Here is a 25,666-nt window from a genome sequence, read left to right on the forward strand (position 1 = left end):
CCCGCCTACATGGGTATTGGTGCACGATGCTGCCCGTCCGCTAGTTAATATCAGTGATATAGAACGTTTGATTGATGAATGCGTAAGCGCTGATGAAGGCGGTATTTTAGCTAGCAAAGTAAAAGACACCATAAAACGTGGCCACGAGTACAGCGAACAAACTGTGCCACGAGACGACTTATGGCAAGCACTTACCCCACAGTTTTTTAAATATAATGAGCTTAAAAGTGCGCTTCAAAACGCATTAGCAAGTGGGGTAACTATTACCGATGAAGCCAGTGCAATTGAGTGGGCAGGTAAACCGGTAAAGCTTGTAGCAGGTCGCAGCGATAATATTAAAATAACCACGCCAGAGGATTTAGATTTGGCTGGGTTTTTACTACACAAACAACAAAACGAGAGTGCATTATGATACGAATTGGCCATGGTTTTGACGTACATAAATTTGGCGGCGAAGGCCCGTTAACTATTTGTGGTGAAAAAATTGATTACCCACAGGGCTTTTTAGCGCACTCAGATGGTGATGTTGCTATTCATGCATTATGCGATGCTATTTTAGGCTCGCTTGCAATGGGTGATATTGGTAAGCACTTTCCAGATACGGCAAGCGAGTATGAAAATATCGACAGCCGTATTTTACTTCGCCATGTGGTGAGCTTAGCTAAAGAGCAAGGTTATGTAATTGGCAATGGCGATGTGACTATTGTTGCACAGGCGCCAAAAATGCTGCCACATATTCAAGCTATGCGCGCTAATTTAGCCAGCGATTTAAATTGTGACCTTTCGCAAATTAACGTTAAAGCCACTACAACCGAAAAGCTAGGCTTTGAAGGGCGCAGGGAAGGTATTTCGAGCCATGCAGTGGTTATTATGAGTAAAGAGCTTGCGAGTACAACAAACGCATGAGCGATTTAAATTATTTATACGGTGCTCCGCTTTCTAAAGCTGATTTTAAAACCACTGCTGAAGACTTTATGGTTGATGAAGATCTTGGTATAGAATTTACTGGTAGTGGCGAACACGTGTGTTTGCAGGTGGTTAAAAAAGGCGAAAATACGCAATATGTTGCTAAGCTAATTGCGCAGCGTGCGGGTGTATCCCCTCGAGACGTAAGTTACGCTGGCATGAAAGATCGCCACGGTGTGTGCTCGCAGTGGTTTAGTGTGAAAGTACCGATTAAAAAGCCTATCGATTTTAGCGATTTAAATAGTGAGAGTATTTTTATTGTGTCGCAACAGCGCCACGATCGTAAATTACGTACGGGCTGCCACAAGGGTAATAAATTCACTATTACGCTTCGTAACGTGACTGAGCCGCTTGATATTTTATGCCGTATTAACGCTGTACGCGCAGGTGTACCTAACTATTTTGGCGAGCAGCGTTTTGGACATGGCGGCCATAACTTAGTAATGGCTGAAAAAATGTTTGCCGGTGAGCGTATTCGCGATAAAAAACTGCGCGGTATTATTATTTCAGCAGCGCGTTCTCATGTATTTAATCAAATAGTAAATTTACGTGTAGCCGAACATGGTTTAGCTAAAACAATGCACCGTGAAGTATTTATGCTCAGCGGCAGTAATGCATTTTTTGAAGATGCAATTAACGACGAAAACATAGAGCGATTAGCCACAGGCGATATTATGATGTCGGCACCTATGGTGGGTAAAAGTGAAAAAGGCCTAACCGAGCAAGAAAAAGTATGGCTCGAACCATATCAAACATGGTGTGATGGCTTAGGTGAGTTAGGCCTTAAAAATGAGCGCAGGATGCTGCGTTTAATTCCGCAAAACTTAACGGTTGAGACCATAGATGAAACCAGTTTAAAACTGAGTTTTGGTTTGCCAAAAGGATGTTTTGCAACTGCATTATTACGCGAGCTGGTGGATTACACAGATGCAAGTCCACGAGAGCGCAAAGAAAAGGATAATGACATAAATGAAGATACTGTTAAGTAACGATGATGGCGTAAATGCCAAAGGCATTGCGGTTTTATATCAGGCGCTTATACAAATTGCAGATGTAACCCTTGTTGCACCTGATCGCAACTGTAGTGGTGCTAGTAATTCTTTAACATTAATGAACCCGCTACGCGCAACAACGCTTGAAAATGGTTTTATGTCGGTTAATGGCACACCTACAGATTGTGTACATTTAGGTGTAAATCAGTTAGTTGATGAAAAACCCGACCTTGTTGTTGCTGGTATTAACCATGGTGCCAATTTAGGCGACGATACGCTTTATTCAGGCACTGTTGCTGCTGCAACCGAAGGTCGCCACTTAGGCTTACCTGCAATTGCAGTATCGCTTTGCTCACATAAAGGTGAGTATTTTGAAACAGCCGCTGCTGTTACCGTAAATATTATTAAAGGCTTGGCTTCGCACCCGCTTCCAAAAGATCAAATAATAAATATAAATGTGCCAGATATTCCATTAAGTGAATTAAAAGGGGTGCAAGTAACACGCCTAGGCGCTCGTCATAAAGCCGAAACCATGACCAAACAAACCGATCCTTGGGGCCGTGATATTTACTGGTATGGATCGCTGGGCACAGAAAGCGATGCAGGTGAAGGGACCGACTTTTACGCAATCAATAACGGTTATGCCTCTGTTACGCCATTAAGTGTTGATATGACAGCTAAAGATAGCTTAAAAGCAGTAGGAGACTGGTTAGCCGATTTGGAGATTAATCGTGCTCGCTAATTATTCCCGCAGTGCAAAAGCACTATCTGACTTACTAAAGCGTGAAGGTGTTGAAGATACACAAGTACTTAGTGCTATAGCTGATGTTCCACGTCATGTGTTTATAGATGATGTGCTCAAACACAAAGCCTATGAAAATACAGCGCTACCGATTGGGCAAGGGCAAACTATTTCCCAGCCTTATATAGTCGCGCGTATGACTGAGTTACTTCGCTTAGCTGGTGTGCGCAATAAAGTGCTGGAAATTGGTACTGGCTCTGGATATCAAACTGCAATATTAGCCAAAACGTTTACAAAGGTTTATTCGGTAGAGCGTATTAAAACGCTTCAGTGGCAGGCAAAACGTCGATTGCAACAACTCGATTTATATAATGTAACCATGAAGCATGGTGATGGTTGGCAAGGCTGGCAATCACAAGCACCTTTTGATGGTATTATAGTGACTGCTGCGGCCTCTAAAGTCCCGCAAGACTTACTTGCTCAGTTAGCCGATGGAGGCGTGTTATTAGCGCCCATTGGTGAGAGTGTTCAAAAATTAGTAATGGTTATCCGCGAAGGCGATAATTATAAAGAGCATGTTATTGCTCCCGTTAGATTTGTGCCGTTAGTACCTGGCGATATTGAATAGGAATTCATTTTGAAGTTGTTTACCAAGTTATATGATATGGCCCTAGTGTGGGCAAAGCACCGCCATGCGGAACGTTATTTAGCTGCAATGAGCTTTGCAGAGTCAGTTTTTTTTCCAATCCCACCTGATGTAATGCTTGCACCTATGTCGCTTGCACAACCTAAAAAAGCATGGCGTTTTGCAAGTTTTGCCACAATAGCATCGGTTATTGGTGGAGTGGTTGGTTACTTGCTTGGATTTTGGCTATTTGAACCCGTTGTTGAGCCATTGATTGCACAAATGCACTGGCAAGAAAAGTTTGATATCGCATTAAATTGGTTTAAAGATTACGGTGTTTGGGTTGTGTTTTTAGCTGGTTTTTCGCCTATACCATATAAAGTATTTACCATTGGCGCAGGTGTTTTACAAATGGCATTTTTGCCATTTTTGCTCGCATCGGCCATTGGACGTGGTGCGCGATTCTTTTTAGTTTCAGCCTTAATGAAGTGGGGCGGGGCTAAAATGGAGCGAAAATTACGTCAGTATATTGAAATACTTGGTTGGGGATTAGTGGTATTAATTGCGCTAGCTTACTTTTTATTGCGTTAAGCGTTAAAAATATCAATTTTCTAATTTTGGGGAAAAATACAATGAATAAACAGTGTTTACTGTATATAACTATATTTATTAGTATTTTTCTCTTTGGTTGCTCTTCTCGCCATGTTCCTGCACCTGTTAGTAGCTTAAATAATAATGTTAATGATTTAGGTCATACTGTTAACATTAATGGGGTTAGCTATAAAGTACAAAAAGGAGATACGCTCTACTCTATTGCCTTTAGTGCTGGGCAAGACTTTAGGGAGTTGGCAAAAAACAATTCAATTCCATCACCTTACACAATTTTCCCTGGGCAAAACATCTCCTTACTCCCTAAGCCCGAAAAAACAAAAAGGGATGTAAATTATACGAATTCGAGTAAAAAGTCTATAAAAAAATTACAAAAAAATAACAAAATTTTAAAGAAAGAGCTTGATCCCCCAAAACAACGAGAGTATGTTCAGAAACAAGCCAGTAACAAAATTAGTAATACTAAACGTTTGTCGAGCAGTAAAGTTAAGTGGTTTTGGCCTGCACAGGGCAAAATTACCAAACGCTTTTCTAATAAGGAAAACGGTTATAAAGGTTTACAGATTACTAATCGCAAAGGGGCTTCAGTCTTAGCTGCGGCACAAGGAACAGTGGTATACGCGGGTAACGCCCTTCGAGGTTATGGTAGTTTAATCATATTGAAACATAATGATGATTACCTAAGTGCTTATGCACATAACTCGAAATTACTTGTTAAAGAAAAGCAGAAAGTTAAGGCAGGACAAAAAATAGCAGAAATTGGTAATTCAGAATCTCCGGTCACCGCGCTTCGCTTTGAAATTCGCTACCGAGGGCAAGCTGTCAATCCTGCTAAATACCTACCCTAATTTTTAGGTATTGATAATTGCTCGGGAGAAGGCTTATGGCTAGCGCAGCAAAACTTGACAAACATACTACGACTGACGAAAAGTTCGATGACATCGATGTTGATGAAAGCACAGCTCTACTAGATAAAGTAGACGACGATGAAATCTTTGCTAAAGAAGAAGTAACTAAAAATCTTGACGCAACTCAACTTTATTTAGGCGAAATTGGTTTTTCTCCTTTGCTTAGTGCTGAAGAAGAAGTGTTTTTTTCTCGCAAATCACTTCGAGGGTGTGAAGCCTCACGTAAACGTATGATTGAAAGTAACTTACGTTTGGTTGTTAAAATAGCACGTCGTTACAATAATCGCGGCCTTGCTCTACTTGATTTAATTGAAGAGGGTAACTTAGGCTTAATTCGCGCAGTTGAAAAATTTGACCCTGAGCGTGGATTTAGATTCTCTACTTACGCTACATGGTGGATACGTCAAACAATTGAACGTGCCATTATGAACCAAACGCGTACCATTCGCTTACCTATTCATGTAGTTAAAGAGCTTAATGTTTATTTACGTACAGCGCGTGAGTTAACTCAAAAGCTTGACCATGAGCCAACAGCTGACGAAATTGCAGCTTGCCTAGATAGACCCGTTGAAGACGTTACTAAAATGCTACGTTTAAACGAAAGAATTGCATCAGTAGACATGCCTATTGGTGGCGAAAACGACAGTGTACTACTTGATATCATCCCTGATGAAAAAAGTGCTGGTCCTGAAGGCGAAGTACAAAATAATGATATTAATAAACATATTGTTGATTGGTTAGGTGAATTAAACCCTAAACAACGTGAAGTGTTAGCACGTCGATTTGGATTGCTTGGCTATGAGCCATCTACACTTGAAGATGTAGGTCGTGAAATAGGCTTAACACGTGAGCGAGTAAGACAAATTCAGGTAGAGGCATTACGTCGTCTAAAAGACATTTTGCAACAAGAAGGTTTAAGTACAGATAGCTTGTTTAATCAGTTTTCGTAACTAGTTAAATAGTTTAAGAGACTATGTGTGTTAAAAAGCCGAAGAGTTTATTCTTCGGCTTTTTTTATGCTTGTAAATTAGGTGATATAAATTACAGCAATGCTTTTAGTTTATATAACAAATCGTGCGCTTGGCGTGGCGATAAATTATCAGGGTCGATTGCGCTTAACTGCTCTTCAACTTCTGAAGGTGTACTTTGTGCAATTTCGTTATTAAAAGTAAAGGCTTGTTGCTCTGTATTTGGTGCAGTAACGCTTTGATGATTTTCAAGCAACTTAAGTTTTTGCTTTGCTTGTGCAATCACAGCTTTTGGCACACCTGCAAGAGCTGCTACTTGTAAACCAAAGCTTTTGCTTGCTGCACCGTCGAGAACTGTATGCATAAATGCAATCGTGTCGTTATGCTCTATTGCATCAAGGTGCACGTTTACAAGGCCCGTAGTTTGCTCAGCAAGTTCTGTTAATTCAAAGTAGTGCGTAGCAAACAATGTTTTAGCAGATATTTTTGATGCTAAATGATCGGCTGTTGCATACGCAAGAGAGAGTCCATCGTAAGTACTTGTACCGCGACCAATCTCATCCATTAACACTAAAGACTGCGCCGTGGCATTATTTAAAATAGTCGCTGTTTCGGTCATTTCTACCATGAAGGTTGAACGCCCTGATGCTAAATCATCGCTTGCACCAATACGTGTAAATATGCGGTCGATATTACCAATTTTAGCGCTGTCAGCGGGTACATAACTGCCAATGTGAGCCATTAAAACAATAAGTGCCGTTTGGCGCATATAGGTTGATTTACCGCCCATGTTTGGACCGGTAATAATTAGCATTTTACGTTGGCTGTTTAATTCAACAGGGTTAGCAATAAACGGTTCTTTCATTACTTGTTCAACAACAGGGTGACGACCTTGCTTAATGCTTATATTGTCGTTATCGCACAATTCTGGTTTTGCATAATTGAGTGCGAATGCACGCTCAGCTAAATTGTTTAAAACGTCTAAATCGGCCAATGCTGCTGCCATCATTTGCAACTGCTCAATATGTGGAGCAATAAATCTAAACAGCTCCTCGTATAGTTGTTTTTCAAGCGCGAGAGCTTTTGATTGGCTACCGAGTACTTTATCCTCGTGCTCTTTAAGCTCTGGAATAATGTAGCGTTCGTTATTTTTAAGCGTTTGGCGACGAATGTAGTCGGCTGGCACTAAGTGCGCATTAGCTCTACTTACTTCAATAAAAAAGCCATGTACGCGGTTATAACCAATTTTAAGCGTACTAATGCCCGTACGTTCGCGCTCTCGCAGTTCTAATTGCTCAAGGACATCAGTGGCACCTTTGCTTAAGTTACGCCACTCATCAAGTTCACTATTGTAACCTGGAGCAATAACACCACCGTCACGAATAAGTACCGGTGGGTTTTCTATCACAGCTCGTTCTAATAACGCTTGTAAATCAGGGAGTTCAGGCGAGTGCTTGATAATACCCGCTATACGAGGATCGTTAGCGTCAGCTAACAAAGTATGCAGTGGTGCAAGTGCTTGTAGCGCACTGCGCAGGCGAGTTAAATCACGCGGGCGTGCAGTACATAAAGCTAGGCGTGCAATAACACGCTCTACATCACCAATCTCTTTTAATGATTCGTGTAAATCACCGCAAAGCTGCGCATCTAAAATAGCGCTAATTGCATTTAAACGTGAATTTAGCTCGTCTTTATTACGAATTGGTGTATGAATACGGCGCTTAAGTAAGCGAGAACCCATAGGTGTGGCTGTTTTATCAAGTACTTGAGCAAGTGTATTTTCAAACCCGCCTGATAAATTAACAGTTAATTCTAAATTTTTACGGGTAGCGGCATCTAAAATAACAGCGTGTTCGTTGTGCTCAAGCGTAATTGCACGAATATGCGGCAGTGCAATACGTTGTGTATCTTTTACGTATTGCATTAGGCAACCTGCAGCAACAAGCGCGCTATGGGCTTTATCAACACCAAAGCCAACTAAATCTTTAGTACCAAACTGATCGCATAATAAGTGCTGAGCCGTATCTAAGTCGAACTCCCACTCTGGGCGACGGCGAGCACCTTTTGTATGTTCAATTAAATGAACGTTTTCAAAGCTTTCGCTATACAGAAGCTCGGCTGGTGATAGGCGCTGAATAGTTGAGCTAAAGGCTTCGTCGGTATTTACTTCGACAATATTAAAACGACCAGAGTTAATGTCTAAATAAGCAATCCCGTATAAGCCTTTTTTACTTTGCCAAACGCTGGTAAGGAGATTGTCTTGTCGTTCTTGTAAAAGCGCTTCATCAGAAATTGTACCGGGTGTAACTATACGCACTACTTTACGATCAACAGGGCCTTTACTGGTTGCAGGGTCTCCCACTTGTTCGCAGATAGCGACTGATTCACCCATTTGGACTAGACGTGCTAAGTAGTTTTCTACCGCATGGTAGGGTACGCCCGCCATAGGGATAGGATCGCCGCCAGCTTTACCACGATGAGTTTGCGAAATATCGAGTAATTGAGCGGCGCGTTTAGCGTCATCAAAAAAAAGTTCGTAAAAATCGCCCATACGATAAAACAATAAAATATCGCGATGCTCTGATTTTATTTTTAGATACTGCTGCATCATAGGGGTTTGTTGTTTTATAGTGTGTGGTGCATAAAGATCAAACGACATGTATTTACCCAAAGGCTGAATATGGAATTACATCAAGAGATTAAAACACTTGCTGCGCAATTAGGCGCTATTTTAACGGATAAATGCTTATGGATCACTACTGCTGAGTCATGTACTGGTGGCGGAGTGAGTTATGCGCTTACCGATACACCTGGAAGTTCAGCTTATATCGACCGTGCATTTGTCACTTATAGTAACCAAGCAAAGCAAGATTTGCTCAATGTTAGTGCTAGTACATTAAATCAATACGGTGCTGTGAGCGAGCAAACAGTCCATGAAATGGCAGTAGGTGCTATTAAAGCAACAAACGCTAATATATCTATAGCTGTATCGGGCATTGCAGGGCCTGGCGGGGCGACAGAAGGTAAACCTGTTGGACTTGTATGGTTTGGCATACAAATTGATGACAAAGTACTGACCTTTAAACAAATATTTACTGGTGATAGGGCTCAAGTAAGACTGCAAGCTATTGTATTTGCATTAAAAAGTGTAATAGATGAGATAAAATGAAAAAATTAGCTTGATACTGTGATTTCATACAGTATACTTGTTCGCATTAGCTGGATTGGAGAACAAAATGAACGATAACAAACAAAAAGCGTTAGACGCAGCACTATCACAAATTGAACGTCAATTTGGTAAAGGCTCAATTATGAAATTGGGTGACAACAAAGCGTTAAACATTGAATCTGTATCTACAGGTTCACTAGGTATTGATATTGCCTTAGGCATAGGTGGCTTACCTATGGGACGTATTGTTGAAGTGTATGGTCCTGAGTCATCTGGTAAAACAACGCTTACTTTACAAGTTATCGCAGAAGCTCAAAAAGAAGGTAAAACATGTGCCTTCATTGATGCTGAGCATGCTCTTGATCCTGTATATGCACAAAAACTAGGTGTAAATATTGATGACCTTTTTGTATCTCAACCTGATACAGGTGAGCAAGCACTAGAAATTTGTGACATGTTAGTACGTTCAAGCGCAGTAGACGTCGTTATTATTGACTCGGTTGCTGCACTTACACCAAAAGCTGAGATTGAAGGCGACATGGGCGACTCGCACATGGGCTTACAAGCACGTTTAATGTCACAGGCATTACGTAAGCTTACTGGTAATATTAAACGCTCTAACACGTTATGTATTTTCATTAACCAAATCCGTATGAAAATTGGTGTTATGTTTGGTAACCCAGAAACAACAACGGGTGGTAATGCACTTAAGTTTTACGCATCGGTACGTATTGATATTCGTCGTATTGGTTCTGTGAAAGAAGGTGATGAAGTTGTTGGTAACGAAACCCGCGTTAAAATTGTTAAAAACAAAGTAGCGCCGCCATTTAAACAAGCTGAATTTATCATCATGTATGGCGAAGGTATTTCTAAGCAAGGCGAGTTAATTGATTTAGGTGTTAAGCATAAAATTGTTGAAAAAGCAGGTGCTTGGTACAGTTACAGTGGCAACAAGGTTGGCCAAGGTAAATCTAACTCAATTAAGTTTTTGAAAGAAAACCCAGAAATTGCAGATGAGATTGAAGGTAAGTTACGCGAAATGCTTTTACTAAAAGCAACTATTGAACCTGAAGACGGTGAAGATAAGTTAGGCGACGATCCAGACCTTTAAACTGCACCCAAATGAGTTTTTAAGCTTGATTTGACCCGAGCTTTGAAAAGCGCTAATCAGTAATGATTAGCGCTTTTTTGTTATTAAAAACTTACATCAGGTTAGATAAAATAAAAACGACACATTAAAAATGTGTCGTTTTTTTCTATTGAATTAAAAAAATCTAGAGTCTTTAATTAATCAAATATATTTATAATTGCCAGTTTACAGATAGGGCGTAGTTACGAGGTGCACCGTAGTAACCTTGTGCCCAGTACAGGCTGTGCAAATATTTTTCACCGGTGGTGTTATTTACATTGAAAGTGACTCCTACGTTATCTGTAATTTCGTAAGTGGCCATTAAATCAAGTAACCCGTATGCATCTTGGTGAGTAGTGACGCTTGCAATACCATTTGCATCTTCGACTTGAACTCGGCTAGTTGAATCCTGCCAGCGATAGTTTGCACCAAATGATAAACCATCAACTAAAGGTACTTGGTAGGTTGCGGCCACTTTAAGTTGGTTTTCAGGTGTGTAATCTTTAACTAAATCATCACCATCAATATTTAGGTTACTAAAACTTACACTTGCGCTTAAATCATCGGTTATTCGACCACTTAGTTCAACTTCAAAGCCGTTGCTGTTAATACCATCTGCTGCATAATAACGCGTATCACTAGGTAGTGAGTCGGGTAAAGCTATGGCAAGCCCTTCCTGCTTTGCATCGAAGTAAGCAAAAGTTACGAAAATTTGGTCATCAAGTAACTGTGCTTTTATACCAACTTCACTACTTTTACCTATTACGGGAGCTAATTGGTTGGCATTAATATCAAGCTCTTTTTGCGGTACAAATGTTTCTGTGTAGCTTGCATAAGCTGATAGAGACTCGTTAAAGTCGTACACCGTGCCAATATAAGGAATAACTTCAGAGTCGCTTCTTGTTTGCTCAACACCGTAAGCACTCCCTTTTGTTTTCCAATCGGTATAACGCACACCAGCGAGCACACTTAAAGGCTCACTTAATCTAATGCGAGTAGATATGTAAGCTGATTTTTGCTCGTTAGTAATATCACTACCATTTAAGCCATCAGCAAGTGTTGCCTCTGGTACTACACCATCCCACGTTTTAAGTGATGGCATAGCTGGAAAACCATTGCCTGTAGTATAATCGTAAAGAGACTGCTCGTTGTAATCCATTTTAGCTTGGCTAACACCAAATGATAGGTCGTGCTCTTGGCCAAATAAATCAAACTTACCACTGGCATATAAATCAAATAAGTCATGCTTATCTTCGTAATCATAACGGCTAGCATAACCTGTTAAACCAAGTTCAGTATCTTTATCAGGGGTGCCGTATACGTAGAACAACTCTGAGTCTTGTTCGTTTTCGATGTGAGCATAACGTGCTCTAGCTACCCATGTTGCCGATAAGTTTTGTTCAAGTGTTACATATACTTGCTCAGCACTGTTATCCCAGTAAGACCAGTCAGCAGCGGTGCTGGTTGATTCGTCGTAATCGGTTGCTGTTCCGTCTGTATAATAAAGAGGTAGTGCACCCCACAGCGGGCTATCTGCGTCTTTTTGTTGGTTAACATAGTTAACGCTTAATAATGTGTTGTCTGTTAATTTGCCTTCGTAGGCTAAGTAAACAATGGTTTTATCTGTTTCGTAGCGATCTAAATATGAGTCAGCTTTTTGCTTTGTAAATACAGCGCGTACAGCGTGGTCTTCATTTATTGGCGTAGATACATCTAAATCTAAACGTTTTTTATTCCATGAGCCATAAGATGCTGATGCATTTGCCTGTGTTGTATAAGTTGGCTTTTTTAAAACCATGTTTACAGTTGCAGAAGGATTACCAGCGCCAGTCATTAAACCATTAGCACCGCGAACTATCTCTACACGGTCATAAATTGATGTATCAAGACTGCCTTGAATAGAGCCTGAGCTTTGTGGGATCCCTAAGCCATCAACTTGAAAGTTCGTAATTTCAAAACCACGGGCCTTAAAGTAAGTACGATCTGTTTCTATTTGCTCTACTGTTACGCCTGGCGTGCTTTCAAGTACTGAGTTTATGTCGTCTAGTGAAAAGTCGTCCATTAGTGCGCGTGAAACTACCGAGATTGATTGTGGTGTTTCTTTAATTGTTAAACCTAGTTTGGTAGCCGATTGCGCTTCTTCAGTAATGTAGTTTTTATGATGCTGACCATATACCGCAATTTTTTCGAGAGGTTCAGATTTTACATTTGCCTCATCAGCAAGTGCATAACCAGATAAAATTAAAGAAGTAGCAAAGCTTAGTTTAGATAAACGCAAAACTTGAGGGGACGACATAAGTTTTTCCAGTTAGTTCAAAAGAAGTGCGTAACTTAATCTAAATGATATCGATTTGCAATTGTGTTTAGTGTTTTTATCAATAATAATTCTATTTTTTTGTATTTTAGCGCCACATATAAAGATTTTAGGTACGAATTGATGAATTATATAGAACTCAATCTCGCTTATAAAAAAAGCGGCCTAGGCCGCTTTTTAAAGTAGTTAGCTTTCTAGTTATTAAAAAGAGTATTTAACAGAAAACTGTAAGCGGTCTAAATCGCCATCAACGCCGCTTTCAGTTTCACGCTCAGCATGCTTTAGCTCAGCACCAAAAGTTAGACGTTTAACCGGTGAGTATAGAATGTTAGCGCTATAGCTTTGGCTTGATTCAGTCGGATCACCAGAAATAGCTAATAAATCAGTGTTGTTATCAGCACTGAAGAATGAATATAAGAACGTTGAACGCCATTGGCTTGTCCACTTGTGCTGGTAAGCAACAAAACCAGAAGTCGAATCAATTGCATCTAGTTCATCGCCATTAAGTACTGCACCGTGAGCAACGTTTAAGCCTACGTAACGGCCTAAGCCTTTACCTTGAGTAAGCATAAATTTAAGGTTGTCTTCACCAAGGTTTATTTTACCTGATGCACTAATACCAAAAGAAGTTTCATCTGCATCAACACTGCCTACTTTATAAGTAAGTTGGCGAGCAAGCGCTGCAACCACAATGTTACCCCAATCGGCTTTGTGTGTGTAACGAGCTGTAAAGTCAGGCAATGATGCATCATCAGTTACTACCATACCGCTAGTAGTAGAAATTGTACTTTCTGGGTTTTCTAATGAAAACGACCATGCGCCAGTGGTGTATTTAATTTGCGATTGACGCACAAACACAGTGCCCTCAGCAGGGTCTACAAAATCAAGCGTTTCAGCAAGCGCCCCCACGTTTTGGAAGTTAGACCATGTTTGACCAAATAACCAACCATCGTAAGTCACAAACGCATGGCGAATACGCGGGGCGTAAGAATTTGAAACTCGCTCATTACCGCCAGCAGCCGAGGCCAAAAAGTCAATTTCAATTTTAGTATTAACGGTTTTACCGTTATCCATAACAGTGGCTGTGCCAAAGTTAAAACGTGACTCACGAGCATGCATATCAAATACAGCATCTGAGCTGTTATCATCGCCAACTGTTAACGTACTTGGTACGTAAAAGTCACGACCTACGTTTGAGCCTGCAGGCGCACCCGCTGAATAATCACTCCACATAGAGTCGAGTTTAATGTATCCACCGTAAGTAAATTCCGTATCACCAATTTTTGCGGCAGTCGCTGCATAAGCAGTGCTTGATAGTGCACATAATACAGCGCTTGCTGCTAATGTTTTTAATGGGGTAAGTTTCATTGTGGTGTCCTTTATAGGCTACTTGTTGTTTGTTGCTTTTTTTTTCATGTAAGGTTGTATTACTTGCTACTAGTATTACTTACGAATAAAAAAGGGTGTTAATTTGGCTTTTCAATACACATATTGTTTTCATTCGTTAAATAAAGCTTTGGCAAGTAATACCGCAAATATCTTTATTAAAGTACACAAACACTTTTGAATATGTGCAATATTTACTCAATTACCTATTGGTCTATAAGACTAAGGTTTTAGAGTTGATTAGTTTGCATTTACTTACATTTAACGCGTTGTATTATTTATGTAAAAAAATTGAAAGCAGGTGGATTATAAACTACAAATGAGCAAATTGGAGTAGAGTACAACTAAGGTCTAATACTTAATAAAGTACTGCTGAGTAATCCTTGATAAAAGCTTAAGGCAAGTAATTTAAATGGAGACGAAGATGTCACAAAGTATCTATCCAGTTCCTGCGCATATTAAAGATGCGACTCTCATTGATAAAAATAAATATAATACGCTTTATAAGCAATCTATTGATGACCCTGAAAGTTTTTGGCGTGAGCATGGCAAACGCCTCGATTGGTCTACTCCTTACACTAAAGTTAAAAACACCTCTTTTGATAAAGGCCACATCAGTATTAAATGGTATGAAGATGGCTATTTAAATGCGTCTTACAACTGTATTGACCGCCACTTAAAAACGAAAGCAGACAAAATTGCGCTTATTTGGGAAGGTGATGATCCTTCTCAAAGTGAGAACATTACTTATCAAAAACTTCATGATGAAGTGGCTAAATTTGCCAATGGTTTAAAAAAACTGGGTGTACAAAAAGGTGACCGCGTAGCTATTTATATGCCAATGACCCCACAAGCGGTGTATGCAATGCAAGCTTGTGCACGTATTGGTGCTATTCATTCTGTTGTATTTGGTGGTTTTTCACCATCGGCTATTGCTGATCGTATTAGAGATTCTGGCGCTAAGGTTGTTATTACTTCTGATGAGGGACGCAGAGCAGGAAATTGTGTTCCATTAAAAGCAAATGTAGATGAAGCGGTAGCGCAAGAAACTGTAACCACAATTGAACACGTTATTGTGCACCAATTAACAGGCGGTGAAGTTGATTGGAATGAGCACGATATATGGTGGCACGAGCTAGTTGCTGACTTACCAGCACAGTGTGAGCCAGAGCCAATGAATGCTGAAGATCCTTTGTTTATATTGTATACATCAGGTTCTACTGGTCAGCCTAAAGGTGTTGTACATACTACAGGTGGCTACTTAGTTTACTCATCAATGACACATGAATACGTATTTGATTTAAAAGAAGATGATGTGTATTGGTGTAGTGCCGATGTAGGTTGGATCACAGGCCACAGTTACATTGCGTACGGGCCATTAGTAAACGGTTGTACTCAGGTTTTATTTGAAGGTGTCCCCACTTATCCAACTGCAGGGCGTATGGGCGAAGTAGTTGATAAACACGGCGTTACTATTTTATATACCGCCCCTACAGCAATTAGAGCACTAATGGCTAAAGGTGATGAGCCTACAGCTTCGTCACATCGGGATAGTTTACGTATTTTAGGTTCAGTAGGTGAGCCAATAAATCCAGAAGCGTGGACATGGTATTACGAGAGTATTGGTAAATCTAATTGCCCGATTGTTGATACATGGTGGCAAACAGAAACCGGTGGCATTATGATCACACCACTTCCGGGCGCTACTGATACAAAACCAGGTTCTGCAACACATCCATTTTTTGGTATTGCGCCTGCATTATTTGATGCTGAAGGTAATACACTCGAAGGTGCCGTAGATGGTAATTTAGTTATTTTAGATAGTTGGCCATCGCAAGCTCGAACTGTTTATGGCGACCATGAACGTTTTGAACAAACTTATTTTAGCGCCTACCCAGGAGTTTACTTTACAGGCGATGGTTGTCGTCGTGATGAAGATGGTTATTACTGGATCACAGGCCGTGTGGACGATGTACTTAATGTGTCTGGGCACCGCCTTGGTACTGCCGAAATTGAAAGTGCGTTAGTTGCGCATGAAGCGGTAGCAGAAGCTGCTGTTGTAGGTTACCCGCATGATATTAAAGGCCAAGGTATTTATGTTTACATTACGCCTAACGAAGGTGTAACTGTAAGCGATGAATTAACTAAAGAGGTACGTAATTGGGTTCGTAAAGAGCTCAGCCCAATTGCATCTCCAGATATGATTCAATGGTCACCGGGTTTGCCAAAAACACGTTCAGGCAAGATTATGCGTCGTATTTTACGTAAAATCGCTGCAAATGAGCACCAACAACTCGGTGATACGTCAACGCTTGCCGATCCTTCAGTTGTCGATGAACTAATCGAGAACAGATTAAATCGTTAAATGTGCGTTAAAAACTTGATTACAAGTTGATTCTAAACGTAGTATATCGGCTGTCAGTAAAGGTTTTAAACCTAACTGGCAGCCGAATTTATTAGGAGTGAACCATGAGTCAGTTTTTAATAGCGGACGATCATCCGTTATTTCGTGAAGCACTAAAGGGCGCACTGAGCGCAAAATTTGAGGGTTTAGAGGTTTTTGAATCATCCGATTTTGACAGCACACTGCAAGTGTTAAGCGAGCAAGAGGATCTTGATATATTACTGCTAGACCTTCACATGCCAGGTAATGGTGATTTATATGGTCTTATTCGTATTAGAGAAGAATACCCAAGCTTACCTATTGCCGTTGTTTCGGGTAGTGAAGACGTGAATATCGTTTCTAAAGTAATGGGTTACGGCGCTATGGGTTTTATTCCTAAATCATCATCGTCTGATGATATTGCCAGTGCAATTAACCAAATACTTGAAGGCGATACATGGCTACCAAAAGAGCTAAAAAACAAAGTAGCTGAAATTGAAGGTGAAGATAGAGAAATAGCAGCGCAAGTTGCCTCATTAACGCCTCAACAATACCGAGTGCTGCAATATCTGCACGAAGGTTTACTTAATAAGCAAATTGCTTATGAACTACACATATCAGAAGCGACAGTAAAAGCACACATTACAGCCATATTTAGAAAACTCGGTGTGTACAATCGTACCCAAGCCGTTTTAATTGCCGCTAAATTAAAGCTCGAACCAATAGAGCAGGCATAATTTACATTTAAAAAGTTATTAGCTTATTTATGAGCAAAAAAATGCCAGCAACAATGCTGGCATTTTTTCATATGTAGAATAATTAAGCAGTTGGATTAATGCTAAGAAAACACCACGGTTTTATTACCATTAATAAATAGCTTATGCTCTGAGGCAAGTTGAAGTGCTTTACAAAACACAGTCTTTTCAACATCTTTGCCCATTTTAGCCATCATTTCGGCGGTATTAGCATGTGTAACGCTGGTTACATCTTGCAAAATAATAGGCCCTTCATCAAGCTCATTATTAACAAAGTGAGCGGTAGCACCAATAATTTTTACACCGCGCTCAAATGCTTGATGATAAGGTTTAGCCCCTATAAATGCTGGCAAAAATGAGTGATGAATATTAATTATTTTACCTTCAAATCGACCCACAAATTCAGGACTTAAAATACGCATGTATTTAGCAAGACCAATAATGTCAGGATTGTAACTGGCAATTAAATCGCCTACCTTTTTATCATGTTCGCTACGGGTTAACCCTTCGTGCGATACAACATGAAATGGCACACCAAACCCTTTAGCTAGCGGCTCTAAATCAGCATAGTTAGCAATTACAGCGAGTACTTCAATATTAAGAGTTTGTTCAAATTGCTTTAACAGCATACCACCTAAACAATGAGCTTCTTTAGTTGCCAGTAAAACTACTTTAGTTTTTGCGCCGCAATGTAGCGCAAGTTTAGCGCCTTGTGGCAACAGTGCGCGTAATTGATCTAAAAAGTCGCTTTGTGGCTCACCTGTAAGCTCTGTACGCATAAAAAATCGCTGCGCGTCTTTATCTACAAATTCGTTGTTACGCGTAATGTTTAAATTATTTTTATGGCAAAGCCCTGTAATTTTAGCTATTAAGCCTACATCATCAGCACATTGGGTGGTTAGTATATAGCTCATTGTCCTCATTCTTACCCTGTAATTAATCCTTTCATTATTTGTGTTTTGGCACATAAAGCAAGGGCTTTGTGAACTAATCCAATATTAATCATGTTGTTGAGTGCAAAAGAGGTAATAAAGTTAAAAAGTATTGAATAGAGGTTAAAAAAAATGCCACCTAAGTTAACAAGGTGGCATTAATAAAAGTTATCTAGGTTTGAGGTTAATTAACCCTTGGGCTCGGGAGATAAGTTTTCTTCTTGTCTTAAATACCCGGCAGCTTCTTCATCATCTTTCGCTATTGCTTGCTGAGTAGGTATAGCGCGCGTTTGTTGGTTTAGTTGATGTATTTGTGACGCATTACCTAAATCACGCTCACTGGTGATTGAGGCGATAGATTCGCGGTCTTTTAAGAATGAAATAACGTCTTTTTTGATTGCTTGTAATTGTCCTTCGTCTTTATGCATTTCCATAATGTGGCGAGGATGTTCAAGGTTTTTCATACCTGTTGCAGCAAACGTAGTAGAGATAACACGAGAAACAATAATCCAAGGCGTTATGCTACTGCGTACTAAAGTATTTTCTGAGCGGGTGCTATCGTGAATACCAGTACCTGTTGATATTTTAGACTCAGTAAAAGTGCCTTCACATTTAAAGTACACAAGCAGTGACTCAAATTGCATTTCTGCAAAAAATAGATGCGCTGTGTTTGCAAGTAACTGCGCAAATGCTTTAATAAGTACGCCTATTAGCAATAAGTGAAAGCTTGTCATTAATAGCTCACTAAATTGAATGACATGTTGGTTATTAAATGCCTGTTTAAAACTATTAATATTTGCCGCATCAATGTAATGGTAAATATTAATAAACGAATACGCTAAAAGTACAGTAAATGCTAACGCTACAATATAAAGTAAGTTACCGCTCACCAAAGCAAGTAATCTCGCGAGTGTAAAGTTTTTACCTAAGTCCATTGAGTGCAGTTTAGGCTGAATCTCTTGGATCATTTCACCTTTAAAACCGCCTTTACCTTCTATTTGTTCTTGAAGCTTAGGGTCTAATTCTCTGTAAACTCTGTTAGGTACTTCTTTATAACGGCGATTAGCCATTACTAGGTTATCGAGGTTTATGAAAATCTCGTCTGGATGAACAGACTCTTGCCAGTTTTCACGTAGTTCAGATACTTCAGCTGAAGGGGTAACTGAATTTAAACGCGCTTTAATCATGATAAAAGCAAGCGCACAGCTTAGAGTTGCTAATACAATAATTGCAATTAAGTACATTCCAGCATGAAGACTAGGCAGTTGCTCAAGCCAGTTATCTATTTCTTGTTTACTAATGTGCTGCTCTTTCATCAACCATGACATAGAAAGACCAATAGAGATGGGTAAAATAAAAGATAAAGAAATAATTTTAGCGAGTGCACCAGTACCAAGTGCTTCAATATTCTTTTCTGCATTTCGAGAGATAGGTTTACCTGTAGAGCGCCAAGAAAAAAGCACGTAAAACATTAATATTGCACTATAAACCGGAAATGCTAATTCCCCAGCTTCACCGGTAAAGCCCGACAAAGATACAAATGCAACAAGGCCATAAGCAATAAGGGCGACAAAGGTGCTTACCCATGAGCCAAATAATCGCTGGGCAACATTTCGAATAGGATATGGTAGAAACAATAACTTAGGGATTAAGCTGTGAAGTAAGCGTGATAAAAAACCATTAGGCTCTTTAAATGTACTGTTTTTACGACCAACCAGCATTTCTTCAAGTGATTGCGCTGTGTAGGCTACTTCTTTTTGTTCTTCTTTAGCGGTTGATGCTTGCGATTTACTGTAGTTATAAGCAAGTGAAGTTGGGTGGTTTCTACCTACAAAGTATTTAAGTGTTGCATAAATACCTGACGATAGTGAGCGAATGCCGAATGCTAAAATAAGCATGCCAAACACCATTAAAATCCAACCTGCGGTTGTATCTTCTTTCACAGAGCCCGCAGCAATAACAAGTAAACTAATACCTGCTATAGACTCAATGAGTCCTCTTAATGCTGTTACTTTACCTTCCAGTTTGAAGGGGTTTTTTAGTCCAAGATCAATCGATCCATAATCAAAAGCCATTGAATTCTCCATTTAAACAGCACCCCAATTGCGGGGGACAAAGTGTAATTAATCTGAACTTAGGGTAATAAATCTATCTCAAGTAGCTTTTTTTAGCGCTAAGTGCATTGAGTTTAATCGTAATAGGCTTGTTGCTGGCGCGTAAGTTCGACCTACATTTACGAAAACCTAAATAGAATTATTAATATATATTAAGTATTTATAATTGTTGTTGGTTTTTTATTATATATCAATAATCTTGTTCAGTTTAAGGTTATTTTAAAGTGATACATTTTGTATTCCGACGCATGCTTAAATATAACTGGAGGGTTAATGAAGCTAATTTATGTAGACGATAATTTACCAGGGATCACTCGTAAACTTAAACATAAAAGTTGGCTTTACTTTGATCCAATCGGTAAGCAAATAAAAGAGCAAAATGTGATTGATCGTTTGAATGGATTGGCATTTCCGCCTGCCTATAAAAACGCTTGGTTTTGCCCAGAAGAAAACGGACATATTTTAGCGACAGGATTTGATAGTAAGGGGCGAAAGCAATACCGCTACCATCCTGAATTTAGGGCGCAACAAGAAGCAAAAAAATACCAAGCATGTGGAGTATTTGGTAATAAACTCCCTTTGTTAAGAGCGCGTTTAGAAACAGACTTACAAGGCGATGAGCTTAATATTGAGCGCACTTTAGCGGCAGTTGTAAGACTTATGGATTTAGGTGCATTGAGGGTAGGTAACGAGCGTAACGTAAAGCAAAATAAAAGTTTTGGTGCGACAACATTACGAACACGCCATGCAAAACTCACGGGCAAAAATATTCAGCTAAAATATCGTGCCAAATCAGGTAAAGAGCGTGAAGTAAATATAACCGACAGGGTGCTTAGCCATGTTATAAAAGACTTACAAGATTTACCCGGGCAGCATTTATTTCAGTATATAAATGAAGGTGAGCGCACAAATGTTACATCAAGTGAAATAAACCAATACATTCAGCAAATAATGGGCGAGGAGTTTAGTGCAAAACACTTTAGAACTTGGCGAGCAAGCGTTATTGCATTCAAACAATTAGCTAAAGCTAAAGGGGCGCTTAGTTTAAAAAACATGCTTGATAGCGTATCTGAGCAACTTGGTAATACTCCCGCTATAGCACGCAAATCTTATGTGCATCCCGATTTAATTACGCTGTGTAAAGAAGATGAAGATACTCAAACTGCGTGGAGAGAGTCTCTTTCATTACCACGAAAAACAAAGTACTTGAGTCGTTATGAACGTGGTTTTTTAGCTTTTTTAAAAGATTAATTGCCATAGCAACTTTACACACTTGAGCATAGTAATTACATATTCTCTAGTTTAATTTATTAACGTTTAGAATAATATTTTTTAAAAAGTCATTAAATTTCAATTGTTTATTTTGAGACTTTAATTTGGCATTACCGTTGCACCTCCAGTGTACTACTTAGTGGTAAGTACATAAGCATTTATCAACGATATTTAGCGAGGAGGTACACAGTGAAGGGGTCATTTTCAAATCAAGCGCTTACTAAAGCAAAGGGTTTTACTTTAAAAACTGCATTGTTTATTGGTATGAGCGGATTATGCTCAGCACCAACAATCGCTGCCAATGAGCTTGAAAGTGTGGTACTCGCTAACTCTTCACTAACTACTTACAACTCACAAAAGTACGTGCAAGCTGATGACACCTACTACTTTGACCAATATTCAGCGCAGTTAATTGAACGTACAGAAAAAGCCATTAATTGGTATCAAGAAATAGTTAACAAAGGTGGTTTTACACACTTATATAACGATGAATTGCTTGAACTAGGCAGTAATAATAAACAGGTGAGCTTGCTTGCACAGCGTTTATATCAAGAGCGTGACTTAAAAACTAATGTGTGCGACGAAGCTATATGCACGTTTGATAAAGATATAGAGCAAGCTGTTAAGCAATTTCAAAGCCGCCATGGTTTAAAAGTTGATGGCCGAGTGGGTAAGCGTACTTTTGCATCGCTTAATGTGCCCGCACAACAAAAACTCGACAAATTAAAACTTAACTTTTATAGAATAACTAACTTTGCAGGCGCAAGTGATGAGCAGTATGTGTATGTAAATATTCCAGAATACAGCTTACGATTTGTAAAAGCTGGCGATGTAAAATTAAAAAATAACGTAATTGTAGGTAAACCAAGTTGGGAAACACCTGCATTTAGCGACGAAATAGAAAAGTTTGTAGTTAATCCTGAATGGCGTATACCCACCTCAATTGCCACCAAAGAAATTGCTCCAAAGGTAGCCGAGGATCCTGACTATCTTGTAAAAAATAATATTGAAATTAGAAAAAACAGCTACCTAGACCCACAAACTGTTAATCCAAGCAATATTGATTGGGATTCTATTAAGCCGTACCAATTTGATCACTTTTTAGTAAAACGTGCTGGTGAAGAAAACCCCCTAGGGGAAGTTAAGTATTTATTCCCCAATGCCGAAGCAATTTATGTTCACGATACACCAGCAAAGCACCGTTTTAGCCAAGCAAACCGAGCTTTATCGCATGGCTGTATAAGAATAGAAAAGCCTTTTTCGTTAGCGCGTGAAATTATTAAGCACGAAGGAGAAGTGCAAACACTCAATAATATGGACAGCGCACTTGCTCAAAATAGTACTCAGACGTTTTATTTAGATGAGCCTCTTCCTATTCATTTAGTTTATTGGACTGCATGGGTTGACGAAAATAAGCTGGTTAACTTTAGAGATGACATATATCAACGCGATAAAAAAGCGCTATTAAAAAATGATGAACAGTCGGTGATTGCCGCTTTATTAAAAAATAAATAATGAGAGGGTTTATGCAATTTATTCATTATATTTCTATTGCCATATTCACAATTATATTTAGCAATAGTGTATTTGCTGCCGCGCCTATAAAGCCTGCGCATCAGGTAGTTGATATAAAAAATAAAGCCAACTTTGAAGATGCAGAATTTAGCCTAAAAATTAACGACATAGTTATGCCATATTCGGTGTTTTCAGTATTTGTAATGCCCAAAGAGCAAGTTGAGTTTGAAGTGCTTTTTGCGCAATCAAAAAATGCTTACACGCTAATTAACACTCAAGGAAAATCTAAGCTTACAGACACCAACCGCTGGCAATGGCAAGCACCCAAAGAGCCTGGTTTAACAACGGTAATTATTGAGTCGCCCGATAAAAAACAGCGTATGAAAATCAACGTATTTGTAAAAGTACCGGCAGACAATGTTGAAGGAGGAAAGCTCAAGTATTACCACATTGGGCACTATCCTAAACCTTCACAGATTAAAGACTCTTCACACTACATAGTGCCCGATGGCTTTGTTAAGGTAACGCCTGAAAATGAAAACGTAAAAATATCACCTCACTTTTCACTAAAAGAATTTGTTAGTAAGCAGCGAAGTAAGTACCCAAAGTATTTATTTTTACAAAATAAATTGTTACTTAAACTAGAAAAAATACGCAAAGAACTGATTTTAGAAGGTATACCGGTTAGTAATATGGTGGTTATGAGCGGTTATAGAACTCCGTACTACAACAAATCAATTGGCAATGTAAAACTTAGCCGACATGTATTTGGTGATGCTGCCGATATTTTTATAGATAACGATGGCAACTACCGTATGGATGATATAAATAATGACGGTAAGTATTCAATTGGTGACGCTAACGCGATGGCCGATATAGTGGAGTCGTTAGCTAGACGTGAATCATTTAAAGGTTTGCTAGGTGGTTTAGGTATTTATGGGCCTAAGTCGCACAGAGGCGCATTTATACATGTTGATACGCGTGGCTTTAAAGCGCGATGGGTGAGTAAGTAATGGCAACGGCTACCTCATTTAGCATAAAGCTAAACTAGTTAAGTCTAATTGTACAAGAGATTAGCTAAGCCAAGGTAGGGTGGCTTGGTTTTTATAAGCCCTTTGTTTTATAAACATTTTATACATTTACTGAGCTAGTCTTTTTTGCTTTAAACTGAGGCGCTTATATGAGCTATAAACATGGTGTGTATCAGCCGCTTTCCAATAATTAATTATTTTAATTTTGTACGAAAAGCTTTAAATATAAAGGCTGCATAAGCAGCCTTTATATTATGCTATTGCAGCATAAACGTTTCGTATTCTAAATCTTCAAATTGTTTAGAAAGCCAAAATAACCCAACAACAGAGGTAACAATAGTTGAGAGAGCAAAGCCGTAACCATAAAATTGCGGCCCAAAAGCGATTGATAGCAAAGTTAAAACAACGTTTATTACCAAAAATAGCCCCGCTAAAAATAGGACGGTTGAGCGTTTATCTAAATAAAACAAAATATTTAAAATAGACAAAAATATAACTTGTACACCCACACCAACTACATCAATAAATAAAAGCGTTTTATAGTTTGGATCAATACCAATAAAGGTAAGTATTTGCTCGCCCCATAATAATAAGCAGGCAACGGTAATACCTTGAATTTTAAATATATCGTATAAACCGGCACGTGCAGTTTGGATCATATTGTCTTTTAAATAGTAAATCTCTTCTAACGATGAACCCTCTCGAATAGCTGTGTAAAAACGGTCGTATTCTTCTACAAAGTCGGTTTCCATTTTTACTAAAAATACTGCCATACCGGGAATAATAGACAAATAGGCTAAAAATATAGGTAAGTCGTAAATTGGGCTGGCTCTTAACGTGCCAATAATTTGTATTGATGTGCTTGGTGAATACCAAAAGATGATCTTATCAGCCCACACACCAATGTTATAAAACAGACCACAAAAGAATAGGCTGTAATAAACTTTTTTATTGCTTAAAAAGTCAAAGCTTATAAGTTTTTCACCTGGGTAGCGGCGAATAATCATAAACAAAAAGCTAAAAAAGAGTAGAGCTTCGCCTGCAAAAAACGCAAAAAACAAGCCGTCTAACTGCCAGTCTCTTAATAAATATGCAAGCAGTACCATAAAGGCATAACCACTTAGCATGGTAATCAAAATCAACCGGTATTCTTTCATACCCGATAGAAAAATAGCGCCAAGCCACTGATTACATAAGCTTACAAAGGCACCTAAAATTATAATCTTAGTAACAACGGGTATAGGGAGCATAGGCCATACAGCCAAGCCCACCAATAATGCGGCTATTGTTGTTATAAGTTGCGCACCAAGTAAATTAGGCAGTACTTTTGCCTCTTCTTTTTGAAAAAACAAATCTGCAATAAATCGAGTTAATAATAACTGCAAGCCACCCGTTAAAATAAGTGAAGCTGCCATCATGTAGGTAACAAGCGTTAAAAACTGAATAATAAGTACTTTGGGTAATACAACGCCTAAACTTAAAATACCAATTAGCATTAACGCTACAATAGAGAGCAGCCAAGGGCCTGAGCCTATTAAGCCCGCGTAGCCGTATGCTTCAAAAACTGAGAGCAGGGTATTTTTTTTGAGAATTTTTCGTATCTCAAAACCTATTCCGGCCATGCCATTGTATCCTTATAAAGTTTATCGTAACGGGCAAACATGTGGCTCTCGTCATAAAATTTTTGTACGCGGTCTAAACCACTTTTTTGATACTCAAGCCAAACTTGCTCATTTGTTAGCATGTTTGATATTTGTTGTGCTGTTTCGCTAGGTGAAGCAATTGAGACAACTTCACCGGCTTTACCTAATGCTTTATCTTCATCGGTTCCGCCTTCGATTATTTCGCGGCACGAG

At 39.2% G+C, this 25,666-nt stretch carries 20 protein-coding genes and 2 pseudogenes (1 of these 22 cut by a window edge); 15 read left to right on the plus strand and 7 right to left on the minus strand.

Going from position 1 to position 25,666, the window contains the following annotated elements; genetic code table 11:
- The 8 genes and pseudogenes from L652_RS01000000124115 to rpoS form a co-directional block, all read left to right on the plus strand.
- A pseudogene (locus L652_RS01000000124115) lies at positions 1-412 on the plus strand (2-C-methyl-D-erythritol 4-phosphate cytidylyltransferase) (it extends 238 nt beyond the left edge of the window).
- Positions 409-906, plus strand: a complete 498-nt coding sequence (gene ispF, locus L652_RS0118510) for a 2-C-methyl-D-erythritol 2,4-cyclodiphosphate synthase (protein ID WP_024597334.1) — start codon at positions 409-411, stop codon at positions 904-906. The pseudogene L652_RS01000000124115 and the gene ispF overlap by 4 nt, the downstream one beginning before the upstream one ends.
- Complete coding sequence (locus L652_RS0118515; protein WP_024597333.1) at positions 903-1,955, plus strand: tRNA pseudouridine(13) synthase TruD; 1,053 nt, start codon at positions 903-905, stop codon at positions 1,953-1,955. Before ispF ends, L652_RS0118515 begins: the two co-directional genes overlap by 4 nt.
- On the plus strand, positions 1,936-2,700 hold the full coding sequence (surE, locus tag L652_RS0118520; RefSeq protein ID WP_024597332.1) for a 5'/3'-nucleotidase SurE: 765 nt from the start codon (positions 1,936-1,938) through the stop codon (positions 2,698-2,700). The genes L652_RS0118515 and surE overlap by 20 nt, the downstream gene beginning before the upstream one ends.
- Positions 2,690-3,328 carry a protein-L-isoaspartate(D-aspartate) O-methyltransferase gene (locus tag L652_RS0118525; protein ID WP_024597331.1) on the plus strand — a complete coding sequence of 213 codons (639 nt, stop codon included), beginning with the start codon at positions 2,690-2,692 and terminating at the stop codon, positions 3,326-3,328. The genes surE and L652_RS0118525 overlap by 11 nt, the downstream gene beginning before the upstream one ends.
- 9 nt (positions 3,329-3,337) lie before the next feature.
- Positions 3,338-3,916: a YqaA family protein gene (locus L652_RS0118530; RefSeq protein ID WP_024597330.1), complete on the plus strand. Its 579-nt coding sequence runs from the start codon at positions 3,338-3,340 to the stop codon at positions 3,914-3,916.
- A gap of 41 nt (positions 3,917-3,957) precedes the next feature.
- Positions 3,958-4,782, plus strand: a complete 825-nt coding sequence (locus L652_RS0118535) for a peptidoglycan DD-metalloendopeptidase family protein (protein WP_024597329.1) — start codon at positions 3,958-3,960, stop codon at positions 4,780-4,782.
- A gap of 35 nt (positions 4,783-4,817) precedes the next feature.
- Positions 4,818-5,792: an RNA polymerase sigma factor RpoS gene (gene rpoS / locus L652_RS0118540; protein WP_002958955.1), complete on the plus strand. Its 975-nt coding sequence runs from the start codon at positions 4,818-4,820 to the stop codon at positions 5,790-5,792.
- Positions 5,793-5,883: 91 nt separating this feature from the next.
- On the opposite strand, the gene mutS is transcribed toward rpoS, so the two are convergent.
- Entirely contained in the window at positions 5,884-8,469 is a 2,586-nt protein-coding gene (mutS, locus tag L652_RS0118545; protein ID WP_024603597.1) for a DNA mismatch repair protein MutS, read from the minus strand.
- 21 nt (positions 8,470-8,490) lie between these two features.
- Between mutS and L652_RS0118550 the strand changes: the two genes are divergently transcribed.
- The gene (locus L652_RS0118550; RefSeq protein WP_024597314.1) at positions 8,491-8,979 is read left to right on the plus strand and encodes a nicotinamide-nucleotide amidohydrolase family protein; all 489 of its coding nucleotides are present in this window, start codon (positions 8,491-8,493) and stop codon (positions 8,977-8,979) included.
- 67 nt (positions 8,980-9,046) lie between these two features.
- Positions 9,047-10,090 (plus strand): recombinase RecA, encoded by a 1,044-nt coding sequence (recA, locus tag L652_RS0118555; protein ID WP_002958952.1) that lies wholly within the window; start codon positions 9,047-9,049, stop codon positions 10,088-10,090.
- A gap of 190 nt (positions 10,091-10,280) precedes the next feature.
- Here recA and L652_RS0118560 read toward each other — a convergent pair whose 3' ends face one another.
- Both L652_RS0118560 and L652_RS0118565 read right to left on the minus strand, forming a co-directional pair.
- Entirely contained in the window at positions 10,281-12,404 is a 2,124-nt protein-coding gene (locus L652_RS0118560) for a TonB-dependent siderophore receptor (protein WP_024597313.1), read from the minus strand.
- 219 nt (positions 12,405-12,623) lie between these two features.
- Positions 12,624-13,790 (minus strand): DcaP family trimeric outer membrane transporter, encoded by a 1,167-nt coding sequence (locus L652_RS0118565; RefSeq protein WP_024603598.1) that lies wholly within the window; start codon positions 13,788-13,790, stop codon positions 12,624-12,626.
- Positions 13,791-14,232: 442 nt separating this feature from the next.
- On the opposite strand from L652_RS0118565, the gene acs reads away from it, so the two are divergent.
- Together acs and L652_RS0118575 are read left to right on the plus strand one after the other, a co-directional pair.
- Positions 14,233-16,173: an acetate--CoA ligase gene (acs, locus tag L652_RS0118570; RefSeq protein ID WP_024597311.1), complete on the plus strand. Its 1,941-nt coding sequence runs from the start codon at positions 14,233-14,235 to the stop codon at positions 16,171-16,173.
- A gap of 104 nt (positions 16,174-16,277) precedes the next feature.
- Entirely contained in the window at positions 16,278-16,928 is a 651-nt protein-coding gene (locus L652_RS0118575; RefSeq protein WP_002958948.1) for a response regulator transcription factor, read from the plus strand.
- Positions 16,929-17,029: 101 nt separating this feature from the next.
- On the opposite strand, the gene purU is transcribed toward L652_RS0118575, so the two are convergent.
- Positions 17,030-17,860 carry a formyltetrahydrofolate deformylase gene (purU, locus tag L652_RS0118580; RefSeq protein ID WP_024597310.1) on the minus strand — a complete coding sequence of 277 codons (831 nt, stop codon included), beginning with the start codon at positions 17,858-17,860 and terminating at the stop codon, positions 17,030-17,032.
- 206 nt (positions 17,861-18,066) lie between these two features.
- A complete protein-coding gene (locus tag L652_RS0118585; RefSeq protein ID WP_024597309.1) occupies positions 18,067-19,953 on the minus strand; it encodes a hypothetical protein in 1,887 nt (628 codons plus the stop codon).
- 312 nt (positions 19,954-20,265) lie between these two features.
- On the opposite strand from L652_RS0118585, the gene L652_RS0118590 reads away from it, so the two are divergent.
- The 3 genes from L652_RS0118590 to L652_RS0118600 all read left to right on the plus strand — a co-directional run bounded on the left by L652_RS0118590 (position 20,266) and on the right by L652_RS0118600 (position 23,792).
- Positions 20,266-21,243, plus strand: a complete 978-nt coding sequence (locus tag L652_RS0118590; RefSeq protein WP_024597308.1) for a DNA topoisomerase IB — start codon at positions 20,266-20,268, stop codon at positions 21,241-21,243.
- Positions 21,244-21,453: 210 nt separating this feature from the next.
- Positions 21,454-22,779, plus strand: a complete 1,326-nt coding sequence (locus L652_RS0118595; protein ID WP_024597307.1) for a L,D-transpeptidase family protein — start codon at positions 21,454-21,456, stop codon at positions 22,777-22,779.
- Positions 22,780-22,790: 11 nt separating this feature from the next.
- Positions 22,791-23,792, plus strand: a complete 1,002-nt coding sequence (locus tag L652_RS0118600; protein WP_024597306.1) for a D-Ala-D-Ala carboxypeptidase family metallohydrolase — start codon at positions 22,791-22,793, stop codon at positions 23,790-23,792.
- 275 nt (positions 23,793-24,067) lie between these two features.
- On the opposite strand, the gene pelG is transcribed toward L652_RS0118600, so the two are convergent.
- Positions 24,068-25,432 (minus strand): exopolysaccharide Pel transporter PelG, encoded by a 1,365-nt coding sequence (gene pelG, locus L652_RS0118605; RefSeq protein WP_024597305.1) that lies wholly within the window; start codon positions 25,430-25,432, stop codon positions 24,068-24,070.
- Positions 25,420-25,666, minus strand: a pseudogene (locus L652_RS0118610) (glycosyl transferase family 1); the annotation flags it as partial. The pseudogene L652_RS0118610 and the gene pelG, both read right to left, overlap by 13 nt.

This window comes from Pseudoalteromonas sp. TB25 (assembly GCF_000497995.1).
In the GTDB taxonomy this organism is placed as follows: Bacteria; Pseudomonadota; Gammaproteobacteria; order Enterobacterales; family Alteromonadaceae; genus Pseudoalteromonas; species Pseudoalteromonas distincta.

What these genes read in the sequence shown, in the direction of transcription:
- L652_RS0118590 (WP_024597308.1), top strand. Translation starts at nt 20,266, where the DNA reads ATGAAGCTAATTTATGTAGACGATAATTTACCAGGGATCACTCGTAAA.
- L652_RS0118560 (WP_024597313.1), bottom strand. Translation starts at nt 12,404, where the DNA reads ATGTCGTCCCCTCAAGTTTTGCGTTTATCTAAACTAAGCTTTGCTACT.
- L652_RS0118565 (WP_024603598.1), bottom strand. Translation starts at nt 13,790, where the DNA reads ATGAAACTTACCCCATTAAAAACATTAGCAGCAAGCGCTGTATTATGT.
- recA (WP_002958952.1), top strand. Translation starts at nt 9,047, where the DNA reads ATGAACGATAACAAACAAAAAGCGTTAGACGCAGCACTATCACAAATT.
- L652_RS0118575 (WP_002958948.1), top strand. Translation starts at nt 16,278, where the DNA reads ATGAGTCAGTTTTTAATAGCGGACGATCATCCGTTATTTCGTGAAGCA.
- purU (WP_024597310.1), bottom strand. Translation starts at nt 17,860, where the DNA reads ATGAGCTATATACTAACCACCCAATGTGCTGATGATGTAGGCTTAATA.
- rpoS (WP_002958955.1), top strand. Translation starts at nt 4,818, where the DNA reads ATGGCTAGCGCAGCAAAACTTGACAAACATACTACGACTGACGAAAAG.
- surE (WP_024597332.1), top strand. Translation starts at nt 1,936, where the DNA reads ATGAAGATACTGTTAAGTAACGATGATGGCGTAAATGCCAAAGGCATT.
- acs (WP_024597311.1), top strand. Translation starts at nt 14,233, where the DNA reads ATGTCACAAAGTATCTATCCAGTTCCTGCGCATATTAAAGATGCGACT.
- mutS (WP_024603597.1), bottom strand. Translation starts at nt 8,469, where the DNA reads ATGTCGTTTGATCTTTATGCACCACACACTATAAAACAACAAACCCCT.
- L652_RS0118585 (WP_024597309.1), bottom strand. Translation starts at nt 19,953, where the DNA reads ATGGCTTTTGATTATGGATCGATTGATCTTGGACTAAAAAACCCCTTC.
- L652_RS0118515 (WP_024597333.1), top strand. Translation starts at nt 903, where the DNA reads ATGAGCGATTTAAATTATTTATACGGTGCTCCGCTTTCTAAAGCTGAT.
- L652_RS0118550 (WP_024597314.1), top strand. Translation starts at nt 8,491, where the DNA reads ATGGAATTACATCAAGAGATTAAAACACTTGCTGCGCAATTAGGCGCT.
- L652_RS0118535 (WP_024597329.1), top strand. Translation starts at nt 3,958, where the DNA reads ATGAATAAACAGTGTTTACTGTATATAACTATATTTATTAGTATTTTT.
- ispF (WP_024597334.1), top strand. Translation starts at nt 409, where the DNA reads ATGATACGAATTGGCCATGGTTTTGACGTACATAAATTTGGCGGCGAA.
- pelG (WP_024597305.1), bottom strand. Translation starts at nt 25,432, where the DNA reads ATGGCCGGAATAGGTTTTGAGATACGAAAAATTCTCAAAAAAAATACC.
- L652_RS0118600 (WP_024597306.1), top strand. Translation starts at nt 22,791, where the DNA reads ATGCAATTTATTCATTATATTTCTATTGCCATATTCACAATTATATTT.